This window comes from Ochrobactrum sp. BTU2 (assembly GCF_024539785.1).
In the GTDB taxonomy this organism is placed as follows: Bacteria; Pseudomonadota; Alphaproteobacteria; order Rhizobiales; family Rhizobiaceae; genus Brucella; species Brucella anthropi.
Genome location: NZ_JAHWRG010000008.1, coordinates 1 through 11,814, shown reverse-complemented (window position 1 = coordinate 11,814; position 11,814 = coordinate 1). Strand labels below are relative to the sequence as shown.

The following is an 11,814-nucleotide window of genomic DNA, read 5'->3' as shown; positions in this document are numbered from 1 at the left end:
ATTCAGTTGAAGGGCGCTGAACCTATGACGGCTGTTGTGTCGCGTGACGTGCTTTAAGGAATGATACGACCTCATCCCGCCCACCAATCAGATGGGCTTCGAGTATTTTAATGGCAGTTTCACGATCACCTGTTGCGCAAGCTTCGGCGAGTTGCTTGTGATCTTGCTGCGATCTTTTATGATAATCTAAGTTGATTAATAGAAAGCGCAGATAGCGATCAACTGACTCGTGTAGAGACTTTATGAGAGACTGTAATCGCGGGCGTTTCGCACCTTGGTAAAGTAATTCGTGAAATCTTTGATTCAATCTGCTGAGGCGATCTGGGTCTTTGGTCGCATCCATTGCATCAACAATATCGTTCAATTCTGCCAGGTGGTTCTCAGCAATGTTGCCGAATGCAATCTTTAACGCGGTGCATTCTGCCATGATGCGCATGTCGAAAATCTCGACAATATCCTCTATGGTCATTGTCGCTACTGTCGCTCCCTTGTGGGGTTCCAAGACAACCAGCCCTTCAGATTCCAACTGGCGAATCGCATCACGAATAGGCATACGGCTCAGACCAAATTTATCTGCCAGTTCGTCCTGTCGAAGCGGAGTTCCTTCCTTGATGGTCCCGTCGAGTATGCCCTGCCTCAACGCATCAACTACAAACGAGGCCGCAGTCTTATGGCGGCGCTTGTCCGAGACAATAAAGTTATCAAGTGAGCTGTTCAACATGATCTCCACGGGTCATCCTGCGTATCACAGGAACGGGTAACACAATTGTAGCTAATCTACCAAATTGGGAATTGCAGCTTAAATTCGTGATCCGCTGGCCGCTATCCCATTAGGCGCGATTTCGCAAGCCGTTGGAGGAACAGACAAATGTTGGCGGAAACGAGATGACAGATCGTATCAAAGATAGCGGAAACGCGCTATGATGTTCCCGTGCGATATCGGTCATTGATCAAAACAGTCTTGGCGTCCTCGCTTGACAAAGGGTAATCGCTTTATTGATCCGAACGCCTCCTTCCGTTTTCCGCGCCACAATTCTCCGCCGTCGCGCCGCCCATGCGATATTCCGAGTGCAGGAGGCAAGATATTGCCGCAACGGCGGAACGGGTGCAGGAACTGCGCATGGGCGCGTGCCGCCTTGACGAACTTCGCTTTCACGGCTGTTACGCTCTTACGATGCCAAAGCCAGCCAAAGCCGTTTACAAACGAAACCCTGAATTTTCGGCGGCGCTCACGTCAAGCGGTCCAGACCGTGCCGCGCCTGCCAGACGGGCCCTGCAGATGGAAACCGAGATACGGCAGCACCCCGCGCTTCGAGTGGCCGTTTCGTAGAGGGACTAGTAAAAGCCCGATCACGTCAGCCAATACAACTACTATGCGGACGGGATATGTCCGAGCTACGAGGTAAAGCGGTCGACGATGGGCGACATGGCGAAAAGCCTGTAACGCGATCCCCAACTTGAATCCGTGCTCTCGACTGGTAAGCAGGAGCTTACATTGCATTCCAGACAAACCTCAGTCTTGGCGTGGAAATCGCCTTCCACAACGGCATCTATCTTGGCGGGGGCGAGCTTGGGCTGTGTAGCCCTCCCTTCGTACAGTCTTCTCTATGAACGCGGAGCATCACAAAAACTATTGCATGAGGACTGCCTTGCTCGAGTCATTCCGTGTGCAACCAAGCGGTCTATTATTTCGGGATAACTGATGCCGCTTGCCGCCATCACCTTCGAATACATGCTGATGTCGGTAAAGCCCGGAATGGTATTAAGTTCGTTGACGAGTATTCGCATATCCGACGTTAGGAAGAAATCCGCGCGCGCCATGCCATCGCAGCCAAGCGCCCGGAATGCTTTAGCGGCGAAAGCGCGGATTTCATCCTCAACGTCTTGCGGTAAGTCGGCGGGTACATTTAACACGGCTCCATCTGAGTCAACGTATTTGGCGTCATAGGTGTAGAAACCATGGCCCTCTGCCGGTGCGATTTCCCCTGTCCGCGAAACAAACAGTGTTCCGTCAATGTCTTCCAGAACAGCGCACTCGATTTCGCGTCCACGAATGAACTCTTCAGCTAATAACTTGCTATCGTGGCGAAAGCCTTCTGATATTGCCGCTTCGTAGTCTTTGTTTGAAGAGATTTTACTAACACCAACCGATGACCCCTGACGGGCTGGCTTGATGAAAATTGGCAAGCCCAATGCATTCTCAAGTTCACAAAATGTCGGTATATTCCCGTAAGAAATCGTAATCGAGTGTGCAGTTGGCACACCGGCCTCTTTAAACAGACGTTTGGCTAAATCCTTGTCGAGCGCATTTGCAGAGCCAGTAATGCCACATCCAGCAAGCGGAATACGCGCCACTTCTGCCATTCCTTGTACCGCTCCATCCTCACCATGCAGGCCATGCAAGACGGGAAAAAGTACATCGATCTTTGGTAATTCGTGAGGTGTCCCATCTTTTGGGAAAGCGATTGCCCGACCACGGCCCCCGGGCATCAATGTCAATTGTGTTCCGCTCGACGGTTTTGCAAGTGCGCCGTTCTCAAAAGTGCTCAATAGCCATTGCCCGTCGTGGGTGACGAAGACTGGAACGGGATCATATTTTTCTAGTGAAAGCGCATTCATGACATTGGTCGCGGAAAGCACCGACACATCGTGCTCGGCTGAGCGTCCGCCAAACAGGACGGCAATACGAAGTTTTTGCGAAATTTCTTCCATAAGCCTTTTCCTAAAACGCCGCGAATAAATCCAGCTTACGGGCGCACTAATCTTAGCTGATTCTGACAATAACAGAACTTTGCCTGCCGTCACACGTTGCGGATTCCTTATTGGGTTTAGACTCCTCAATGGAGGACGACAAACGTGACAGCATTTTATGATTTCAAATCGGTCACGCCCGATCCCGCCGAGGCTAAAAGGCTAACCCTTCTGTCGCCTCTCGGCTGCGAAAGCCTGTTTTCCCTTCTCGGCCCACAGTTCTAGCGCCCGGCCACCGTCTTCGCTGTTGAGCTTGTCCGCCATCCAAACGAGCGCGCCGAGAATGACGGTGCGATCATCGTCCGTCAGGTCTACAATGCCCGCCTTGACGACAAGACCGCCAAGCTCGATCAGATGCCGCGTGCGCTTTCGTCGCTCGACCTGCCAGCTTCGCATGTCATGCCGCGCCTTCTGCGCCTGATGGCGATTGCGCGCCGCCCGATTGCGTTTGATCGCTGCCAGCGTCATCATCATTTGCCGGTTGAGATCGCCGTGATTTGCTCCGAAACCATGCCGCCCCGCGCTTGGCCCACGCCTCCCGCTTTCCGGTATCCTTCGTCTCGGCCAGCACGATCAGCGCGCCGGCCAGCTCGTCTGCGCTGAGCGCATCGGCCCCGGTAGCGATCACCAGTTCGCCAAGTTGCTGGACCTTGCGGTTCTTCAGCTCTTTCGCCTTGTCTTCGAGCGCCTTCAGTTCTGCGTCGTAATCGCGTGGTTTCCTCATTTCGGTCTCCATTGTTTCCGTTGTTGTCGATGCAGGCATTATATTCCAGCGCATGGCGGAATGCTGTAATGTGTGTGGGACGGTGTGGCACGCGCCGGTCCCGCCCGAGATTTTTCCGAGGGAGGGCGCGCTTATACGTCGTTCCGACGTGGCGCTTTCCGTGCTGATGATTGCCGCCATGGCGATCTATCATCTTCACGTCAAGATCATTGGCCGCAAGGCCGGAAGCAGTGCGGTGGCGTCTGCCGCCTACCGCTCGGCCTCGCGGCTGCGCGACGAGCGCATCGACCGCGTGCAGGACTTCTCCAACAAACGCGGCGTCGTCCATTCCGAAGTCATGTTGCCGGACGGTGCGCCCGAAGTCTGGTCCGATCGCGAACGGCTCTGGAACGATGTGGAGGCGTTCGAGGTTCGCAAGGACGCCCAGCTTGCCCGCGAGGTGGAATTCGCCATTCCCCGCGAACTGACACAGCGCCAAGGTATCGAGCTTGCCCGTGACTTCGTTCAGTCCGAGTTTGTCGGTCAGGGCATGATTGCCGACCTGAATGTGCATTGGGATTTTGCCGAGGACGGAAGCCCCAAACCACACGCACATGTCATGCTCACCATGCGCAGCGTGGACGAGAACGGTTTCGGCCAGAAGGTCCGCGACTGGAACCGCACGGAGATGGTTGAGCGCTGGCGGGAACGCTGGGCAAGCCATGTCAACGAACGTCTTGCCGAACTCGACATTGACGCCCGCATCGATCATCGCAGCCTTGAGGCGCAAGGCATCGGACTGGAACCGCAAACGCAGGTCGGAGCGCCGGCGCAACGGATCGAACGGCAAGGCATGGAGGCGGATGCCGGTATCACGGATTCCGTTGCGGATCGCGCCGAGATGCACCGCGAGATCGCCCGCAACAATGGCGAGCGGATCATTGCCGATCCGTCCATCGCACTCGACGCCATCATCCATCAGCAATCGACCTTCACGCGCCGCGACATGGCGATGTTCGCGCATCGTCACAGCGACGGCATCGAGCAGTTCAACGCGGTCATGGGCGCGATGGGAAACGCGCCCGATCTTGTCGAACTCGGCAAGGACAGTTTCGGCAACGACCGCTTCACCACCCGCGACATGATCGAGACGGAACAGCGTCTGCACCGCGCCGCCGAACTGATGGTGGAGCGCGAACGCCACGCTGTCAGGGACGAGGATCGAGATGCCGCTTTGGCGCGGGCTGAAGCGAACAGCCTAAGGCTGTCCGGCGAGCAGGCCGACGCGCTGGCGCATGTTACCGATGGGCGTGATCTTGGTATTGTCGTCGGTTATGCCGGAACGGGAAAGAGCGCCATGCTCGGCGTGGCGCGGGAGGTTTGGGAAGCGGCAGGCTACGAGGTTCGCGGCGTTGCCTTGTCCGGCATCGCGGCGGAAAATCTCGAAAGCGGATCGGGCATTGCATCGCGCACCATCGCCAGCATGGAACATGGCTGGAAAAACGGGCGCGGCATGCTCACCAGCCGCGATGTGCTTGTCATCGACGAGGCGGGCATGGTCGGCACGCGGCAGTTGGAGCGGGTGCTGTCCCATGCGCAGGAAGCGGGCGCAAAGGTGGTGCTGGTTGGCGATCCTCAGCAGCTACAAGCAATAGAAGCGGGCGCGGCATTCCGGTCGATCCACGAACGTCATGGCGGCGTCGAAATCCACGAGGTTCGCCGCCAGCGTGAAAACTGGCAGCGGGACGCCACCCGCGATCTTGCAACCGGCAGGACCGGGAATGCGATCCATGCTTATGACCGTCATGGCATGGTGCATGCCGCCGAAACGCGGGAGCAGGCGCGCGACGATCTGATCGACCGTTGGGACCGCGACCGGCAGGCCGCACCGGACAGCAGCCGCATCATCCTCACCCACACCAATGCCGAGGTGCGGGAGTTGAACGAGGCGGCGCGGGAGAAAATGCGGGAGGCGGGAGAGCTTGGTGAGGATGTGCGGCTGATGGTCGAACGCGGCGAGCGCCACTTTGCCGCCGGGGATCGCGTGATGTTCCTCCAGAACGAGCGCGGCCTTGGTGTGAAGAATGGCACGCTTGGTATCATCGAGGAGGTCAGCACGCAGAGCATGACGGTGCGCACCGACGATGGCCGCAATGTCTCGTTCGACCTGAAGGATTACGACCGCATCGACCACGGCTATGCCGCGACCATCCACAAGGCGCAGGGCATGACGGTGGACCGCACCCATGTTCTGGCGACACCGGGCATAGACGCTCACGGCAGCTATGTCGCCCTGTCACGCCACCGTGACGGCATGGACCTGCATTTTGGCCGCGACGACTTCGCCAGTCAGGACAGGCTCATCAACACCCTGTCACGTGACCGGTCCAAGGACATGGCGACCGACTATGAACAGCAGATGGACCCGGCCCAAAGCTATGCCGAGCGGCGCGGCATCACCTTCCGCACCCGTGTGGCCGAGATCATGCGCAAGCTCGTGCCGGAGAATGTCCGCGACAGGATCGAGGACATCATCGACAGCCTGCGCTCACCCGGCGATGGTGTGCCTGGCACAGATGCCGTGCAGCGGCCGGAAAGGGAGATTGCCGAAAAGGACGCGGAGCGCGAAGCCGCAATACGGGTGCGAGAAGCGGAGATCGACCCGGAACAGGCGATACGCCGCGCGCGTGGGCAGGCGTTCGTTCGCCATGCCCGTGCCGTGGACGCGATCTTCAGGGCGCGGGCGCAGGACATCGCCGCAACTCCCGAGCAGATCGAGGAACTGCACGAGGCCCGCTCGGCCTTCAACGAGTTGCGGCCTCATGGCTCCCATGATGCCGAGACTGTTTACAAGAGGAACCCTGAGCTTGCGGCTGAGGCTGCTTCGGGCGATCGGGACCGAGCCTTGCCGGCAAGGCGCGCCCTGCAACTGGAAACCGAGATGCGCCAGAACCCCAGCCTGCGCGCCGACCATTTTGTCGAACGGTTCCGGGAACTTACGCAGAGCAGCGAGCGCCAGTATGCGGCGGGTGATATCTCCAGCTACCGGTCCATCCGCGCCGAAATGGGTAACATGGTCATGGGCCTCGAACGCGATCCGCAACTGGAATCCTTACTCGAAGGCCGCAAGCGCGATCTCGGCATCTCATTTGAATCAGGCATGGGCGTCAGCCACGACCTTGCCCTCGGTCTTGGTCTCGGCAGGGGGAGAGGACAGAATCTCGGATTGTAGAACCGTCCTCTTTGTCGCCGTCTCCCCGTCGCAAATCATATTGCAGGTGTTTCGCCACTTGCAGCAAAGACATGCGTCACGAAAAGCCATGATCTTTCAGGGCGAACCGGCCTGTTGCCGGTTTTAGGATTATTGCGACTCATCGTGAAAACGCGAGCCAGCCGGCGCACCCGGCCAGCAACCCGGCTGAGGTTCTATTCACCCGCCTCATAGCCTTTGGAGATCGGACCGTGCTCCGAATCTTTGAGGCGGCGGCCAGATAGCCAAGCTGAATCGCAAGATCTATCCCAATTCCCAATGCCATGATTAGCCCAATCTCGGATAATGTCAGGGCTGACATATCGAAAGCGTGAGGAAGCACGGCCCCAAAGAATATCACCGCTTTCGGATTACTGAGTGTGAGAAACGATCCCGTAAGAACGCCCCGGCCCACCGACCGCCCGGACACGGGTATGATTTCATTCTGCAAGGTGTCCTTCGTCCAGAGCTTCCAGGCGACGAACAAAAGGTAGGCGATGCCAAGCCACTTCACCGCAATGAAAACGGCCTCAAACCGCAAAGCAAGGGCGGCCAGTCCAAGAGTAGCGACGATCAGCCAGACAGCGTTTCCCAAAACCATGCCGGCGATAAAAGGAACATTGGCACGGCCGCCACGTGAGAGAACTTGACCGATTAGCGCGCCTTGCGCAGGACCGGGAATTGCGGCCGCGGCCGCAAAAGGCACGATAAAAAACCAGATGGAAGTGGCGTTCACAAAATCCTCCGAAGGAATTTCCTCATCTAAAACGCGACAGTCACTGTCACGTAAGTTCCTTTAATCCAGTTGGCGTTTCAATAAGCGCCCGGTATCGAACTTTGAGACCTTGAACAATCTCGGGCGGATTTTCGATTGCAAGTTCCCGATAGAGCACTGCAATTCCGGCTGGGTCCGGATGCTCAAGGATGAGCGAATGGAGACGCGCTCCCAGATCGGGAATGGTGGCGATATAACTGGTGTCGCCTCGGTGGTCGATGATCGAAGGGGCCGCACCATCCAAGGGAAGCGAGCCATCTTTTGGGATGGTGAAAGCGAATGTCGGGTCCGCGGTTGGCAAGGAAACCTTTTCGCCAACGGCCTCGCCATGAGTTGAAACAACGGCGTCCATTGCATCCGTGTTGGCGACCCACCCGCGCAACCGGCGACCTGCATCCCAATCCGCTCTAACCTGTTCCTGATTGTTGAGGCCGAACCAACGCGCCCGATCTGGCTCTATCCCCGCCGGATCAAGCGCAACGATCTCCAGATAGACGGAATTTCCGAGCTGAAGCCGGTGATTGTGGCTCCCCATATAATCATGGCGCGCTCCGAAAGGCACGTCGAGGCCCAGGCAGCTTTTGACATGCGAAACCCCTTCGGCCAGAGTCGGCGCTATGACAGTAAGGTGGTCTAGCTTCAACAAGTGCAGAAAACTCCAATGTCGCAAAAATCCCGAAACGTCCAACAACCTTACACCACTGAGCCAGTGTTGCCACGTTGATCGTGCAACGCTCACCAGCGACAAGGCTGAACTCGGCATCCAGATCGATCAGGCCGCCGTCGCAGCGGAGAACTCGCCTTCGCACCCGGCAAAATCTTGGCGGAGACCGAGGTCTCGAACTGTAAGATTTTCCTTTTTACCGTCGATTGCACGCTACAGCACTACGCGCCCCAAATATCTATTGCAAAACAATAATTCATTGCTCCCACTGGTCTCTGCAATCGTCAGTAACAACCAGCAGGAGGCAACGTGACCATGCCCGCACCAGACCGTATCATCCGCATGAACACCGTTCTTTCCCGCACCGGCCTGTCCAAGTCTACCATCTATCGCAAGATCGCCGATGGGACGTTCCCGGCCCAACTCAAGATCAGCATAAACGGCGCGGGATGGAAGGAATCCGACATCAACCGATGGGTTGAAAACCCCGTCGCGTGGCGGGCCGACAACGACAACGAGGGCGGCCGCTGAATGCGAGCCTTAACGGGCACGTCCTGCCGAAGCGAGGAAAGCCTTGTCTGCTTCGGGGAAGCATGCCGGAGCGAAGCCAGCCCCTCAAGGCCAAGCCGCTGCGCGGTGGCTGCGCCAGCCTTGACCGCCCGTCTCCGCACCGACAAATCGCAGGGAAGCCGAATAAGGCGGGAGTGGGTGCACAGGGCGCTCCACGTCCGACGAACGGAACGGGCGGCGGAGTTGGTGCCGGTGGCGGTTTCAGCGGCGCTTTCGACAGAAAATCATTGGCATGGGATCATGCCTATGATAGGTTACATGTAACCAAATCAGAAGGAGAACAACATGGTTTCTGCATCAAGGCCGAAGCCCACGCGCGTAAAGGTGGGCGAGCATCGCGCCCGGTTGCGCGCCCAAGGTCTGCGTCCGATCCAGATTTGGGTGCCGGACGTGCGGGCGTCCTCATTCAAGGCAGAGGCTCACCGTCAGTCACTTGCGGTCGCGGCAAGCGCGCAGGCGGCGGACGATCAGGCGTTCATCGATGCTGTCTCCGCCCTTGATTTCGACAATGGCGGCGATGAATGAGGCGGGGGGATATCTGGACGGTCGCGGGCGGCAAGGATTACGCGGGAAAACCGCGTCCGGTCGTGATCGTGCAGGACGACAGTTTCGACGGGACGGATTCGATCACCGTTTGTGCCTTCACATCGGATGATACGGAAGCGCCGTTGTTTCGGCTTCCCGTTGCTCCGAACGAGCGCAATGGCCTGCGCTTGGCTTCCCGCCTGATGGTGGACAAGATCACTACCGTCCCGAAATCGAAGATCGGCGAGAGAGTCGGACGGCTGGACGACGAAGATATAGTGCGACTCAATCAGGCTATGCTGGTTTTTCTTGGGCTTGCCGTGTCGCCAAGGGCAAGGGGAGAGGCTTGAGTCTACCGTTTGCGACCTACGTCAAAACCGCAACGCGCAAGTATTTACCGCCGATAGCCCTACGACACGATTTTTGTACTTCCCATCGGGAGTTTGTCCGCATCTTTTGTCAGGTCGATCCACAGTTTCGGAGCGACCGACATGCCAGAAGACAAGCATACAGGGCCGGAAGCCATCATTCCGGCGAACGGCAATACCCCGCCCAACGGCGATATTGCCGATGCAGATATCGCGCCGTGGCAGCGGCTGGACCGAGTGGTGTTCGATATCGCCCGCCTGATCGGCAGGCAAATGGCCCGCGAAGACTTCGAGCGGCTGCGTGCCGCCACTGCCAATGACAATGTGCCTCGCAGCGCCGGAGACGACGAGGGCGGGGCGAAAGAGGATTGATCTTTACGGAGAACTGCCCCATGTCCCGACTTGTGTCCCGCGCAGCCCTTTACGCCCGCTATTCTTCTGACAACCAGAGCGAGGCGTCGATAGAAGACCAGTTCCGGCTTTGCCGGGAACATGCGGGCCGGGAGCGCTGGCAAATCGTCGGTTCCTACGAGGACGCGGCGATATCGGGTTCCAGCACGATCCTGCGTCCGGGCATCCAGCGTCTTGTGCGGGACGCGCAGCGCGGCGAGTTCAAAATCCTGCTGGCCGAGGCGCTGGACCGCATCAGCCGTGATCAGGCCGACGTTGCCACCCTCTACAAGCATTTGAAGTTTGCAGGCGTCACCATCGTGACCTTGGCCGAGGGAGAAATCTCCGAGCTTCATGTCGGCCTGAAAGGCACGATGAACGCCCTGTTCCTGAAAGACCTTGCGATGAAGACCCATCGCGGCCTTCGCGGGCGTGTCGAGAAGGGCAAGGCAGGCGGCGGGCTTTGCTACGGCTATCGTGTCGTGAAGAAGCTGGACGCCAATGGCGAGCCGATCCGGGGCGACCGGGAAATAATTCGCGAGGAAGCCGACAGCATCCGCCGCATCTTCCGCGAGTTCGCTTCCGGCAAAAGCCCGAAGGCCATTGCCGTCGATCTGAACAGGGACGGCATTCCCGGCCCGCTTGGACGAGCATGGGGAGATACCAGCATTCGCGGCCATGCCTCGCGCGGCACCGGCATCGTCAACAACGAGCTTTATACGGGTGTGCTTGTCTGGAACCGCCTGCGGTTCATCAAGGACCCGTCCACCGGCAAGCGTGTATCGCGCATCAACCCGGAATCCGCATGGATCAGGACGGAGGTTCCACACCTGCGAATCGTGGACGATGAATTGTGGAATGCCGCCCGCGCCCGTCAGAAGCAAATATCCGCCATCTTCGGGCCGAACCCGGCCAACACGCTGGAAGGGCGCATGAAGCGGGTGCATTTGGCGAACAGGCCGGTTCATCTGCTTTCCGGCCTTCTCACCTGCGGGTGCTGCGGCGGCAAGGTCGGCATCATCACGCCGAACCGCTATGCCTGCCTCAACCATCACCGTCGCGGCACCTGCGACAATGGCCGCTCCATCACCCGCGACAAGATCGAGGCGCGTGTTCTGATCGGCCTGAAAGAGCGGCTTGTTTCCAGTGAAGCGGTTGCCGAGGCTGTCAAGGCTTACACGGAGGAAATGAACCGGCTGAACCGGGACCGCCGCGCACAGGCGCAGACAGACCGGAAGGCGCTTGCCAAGATAGAGAAGTCAATCGCCGGGATTATCGCGGCCATCGAGGACGGCATGTATCAGCCGAGCATGAAAGCCCGCATGGACGACCTTGAGCGGCAGAAGGCGGAAATCGTTGCCCGCCTTGCGCAAGCGCCTGCGGACATGCCCGACATTCACCCCAACCTTGCCGACCTCTATCGCCGTCGCGTCGAGCGCCTGTCCGACGTTCTCAGCGATCCAGACGGCGGCAGGCAGGCGGCGGAGGCGTTGCGTAGCCTCATCGGGAAAATCGTCCTCACCCCCGGAGCCAAGCGCGGCGAGGTTCATGCTACCCTACGCGGCGAGTTGTTCGGCATTCTCGACTTCGCCAGAGCCGAGGAAACCCAAAGGCAACCCGGTTTTATGCCAGCGGTTGAAGCCTGCCCCCGCAACCAAATTCCCACAAAAATACACGAAATCTCTCAAGCATAACCGATGTTCGTATCTTTGCGAGCTGGCTCCGGCTTCTCGCAGAAGATCGTTCGACCTAATATCGATGCACGGAAGCGAGTTCTATACGCACGCACCGCAGCGCGCTCATAACCCCAAGGGTGGG

General features: G+C 58.3%; 12 protein-coding genes. 6 read left to right on the top strand and 6 right to left on the bottom strand.

Going from position 1 to position 11,814, the window contains the following annotated elements; genetic code table 11:
• Positions 1-22: 22 nt before the first annotated feature.
• The 4 genes from KWJ32_RS20810 to KWJ32_RS20795 form a co-directional block, all read right to left on the bottom strand.
• Positions 23-718 (bottom strand): GntR family transcriptional regulator, encoded by a 696-nt coding sequence (locus KWJ32_RS20810; RefSeq protein ID WP_210268631.1) that lies wholly within the window; start codon positions 716-718, stop codon positions 23-25.
• Positions 719-1,605: 887 nt separating this feature from the next.
• Complete coding sequence (locus KWJ32_RS20805) at positions 1,606-2,712, bottom strand: D-alanine--D-alanine ligase family protein (protein WP_151610423.1); 1,107 nt, start codon at positions 2,710-2,712, stop codon at positions 1,606-1,608.
• A 201-nt stretch (positions 2,713-2,913) separates the two neighbouring features.
• Complete coding sequence (locus tag KWJ32_RS20800; RefSeq protein ID WP_151610422.1) at positions 2,914-3,147, bottom strand: conjugal transfer protein TraD; 234 nt, start codon at positions 3,145-3,147, stop codon at positions 2,914-2,916.
• Between the two features lies 1 nt (position 3,148).
• Entirely contained in the window at positions 3,149-3,475 is a 327-nt protein-coding gene (locus KWJ32_RS20795) for a conjugal transfer protein TraD (protein WP_172873651.1), read from the bottom strand.
• Between the two features lie 178 nt (positions 3,476-3,653).
• Here KWJ32_RS20795 and traA point away from each other — a divergent pair, with 178 nt between their 5' ends.
• Complete coding sequence (gene traA / locus KWJ32_RS20790; protein ID WP_151610489.1) at positions 3,654-6,686, top strand: Ti-type conjugative transfer relaxase TraA; 3,033 nt, start codon at positions 3,654-3,656, stop codon at positions 6,684-6,686.
• Between the two features lie 139 nt (positions 6,687-6,825).
• Here traA and KWJ32_RS20785 read toward each other — a convergent pair whose 3' ends face one another.
• Together KWJ32_RS20785 and KWJ32_RS20780 are read right to left on the bottom strand one after the other, a co-directional pair.
• Complete coding sequence (locus KWJ32_RS20785) at positions 6,826-7,440, bottom strand: LysE family translocator (RefSeq protein WP_151610420.1); 615 nt, start codon at positions 7,438-7,440, stop codon at positions 6,826-6,828.
• A gap of 46 nt (positions 7,441-7,486) precedes the next feature.
• Positions 7,487-8,125: a VOC family protein gene (locus tag KWJ32_RS20780; RefSeq protein WP_151610419.1), complete on the bottom strand. Its 639-nt coding sequence runs from the start codon at positions 8,123-8,125 to the stop codon at positions 7,487-7,489.
• A 333-nt stretch (positions 8,126-8,458) separates the two neighbouring features.
• On the opposite strand from KWJ32_RS20780, the gene KWJ32_RS20775 reads away from it, so the two are divergent.
• The 5 genes from KWJ32_RS20775 (at position 8,459) to KWJ32_RS20755 (ending at position 11,690) form a co-directional block, all read left to right on the top strand.
• A complete protein-coding gene (locus KWJ32_RS20775) occupies positions 8,459-8,674 on the top strand; it encodes an AlpA family phage regulatory protein (RefSeq protein WP_151610488.1) in 216 nt (71 codons plus the stop codon).
• A 324-nt stretch (positions 8,675-8,998) separates the two neighbouring features.
• A complete protein-coding gene (locus tag KWJ32_RS20770; RefSeq protein ID WP_151610418.1) occupies positions 8,999-9,238 on the top strand; it encodes an antitoxin MazE family protein in 240 nt (79 codons plus the stop codon).
• On the top strand, positions 9,235-9,588 hold the full coding sequence (locus tag KWJ32_RS20765; protein ID WP_151610417.1) for a type II toxin-antitoxin system PemK/MazF family toxin: 354 nt from the start codon (positions 9,235-9,237) through the stop codon (positions 9,586-9,588). Before KWJ32_RS20770 ends, KWJ32_RS20765 begins: the two co-directional genes overlap by 4 nt.
• 141 nt (positions 9,589-9,729) lie before the next feature.
• Positions 9,730-9,978 carry a hypothetical protein gene (locus KWJ32_RS20760; protein WP_151610416.1) on the top strand — a complete coding sequence of 83 codons (249 nt, stop codon included), beginning with the start codon at positions 9,730-9,732 and terminating at the stop codon, positions 9,976-9,978.
• Positions 9,979-9,998: 20 nt separating this feature from the next.
• Positions 9,999-11,690, top strand: coding sequence for a recombinase family protein (locus KWJ32_RS20755; protein WP_210251630.1), 1,692 nt, complete (start codon positions 9,999-10,001; stop codon positions 11,688-11,690).
• Positions 11,691-11,814 lie beyond the last annotated feature (124 nt).

Bases quoted from the DNA above. Each gene is read 5' to 3' on its own strand.
- KWJ32_RS20795 (WP_172873651.1), bottom strand. From the start codon at position 3,475: ATGAGGAAACCACGCGATTACGACGCAGAACTGAAGGCGCTCGAAGAC.
- KWJ32_RS20775 (WP_151610488.1), top strand. From the start codon at position 8,459: ATGCCCGCACCAGACCGTATCATCCGCATGAACACCGTTCTTTCCCGC.
- KWJ32_RS20760 (WP_151610416.1), top strand. From the start codon at position 9,730: ATGCCAGAAGACAAGCATACAGGGCCGGAAGCCATCATTCCGGCGAAC.
- KWJ32_RS20765 (WP_151610417.1), top strand. From the start codon at position 9,235: ATGAGGCGGGGGGATATCTGGACGGTCGCGGGCGGCAAGGATTACGCG.
- traA (WP_151610489.1), top strand. From the start codon at position 3,654: ATGGCGATCTATCATCTTCACGTCAAGATCATTGGCCGCAAGGCCGGA.
- KWJ32_RS20805 (WP_151610423.1), bottom strand. From the start codon at position 2,712: ATGGAAGAAATTTCGCAAAAACTTCGTATTGCCGTCCTGTTTGGCGGA.
- KWJ32_RS20800 (WP_151610422.1), bottom strand. From the start codon at position 3,147: ATGCGAAGCTGGCAGGTCGAGCGACGAAAGCGCACGCGGCATCTGATC.
- KWJ32_RS20770 (WP_151610418.1), top strand. From the start codon at position 8,999: ATGGTTTCTGCATCAAGGCCGAAGCCCACGCGCGTAAAGGTGGGCGAG.
- KWJ32_RS20755 (WP_210251630.1), top strand. From the start codon at position 9,999: ATGTCCCGACTTGTGTCCCGCGCAGCCCTTTACGCCCGCTATTCTTCT.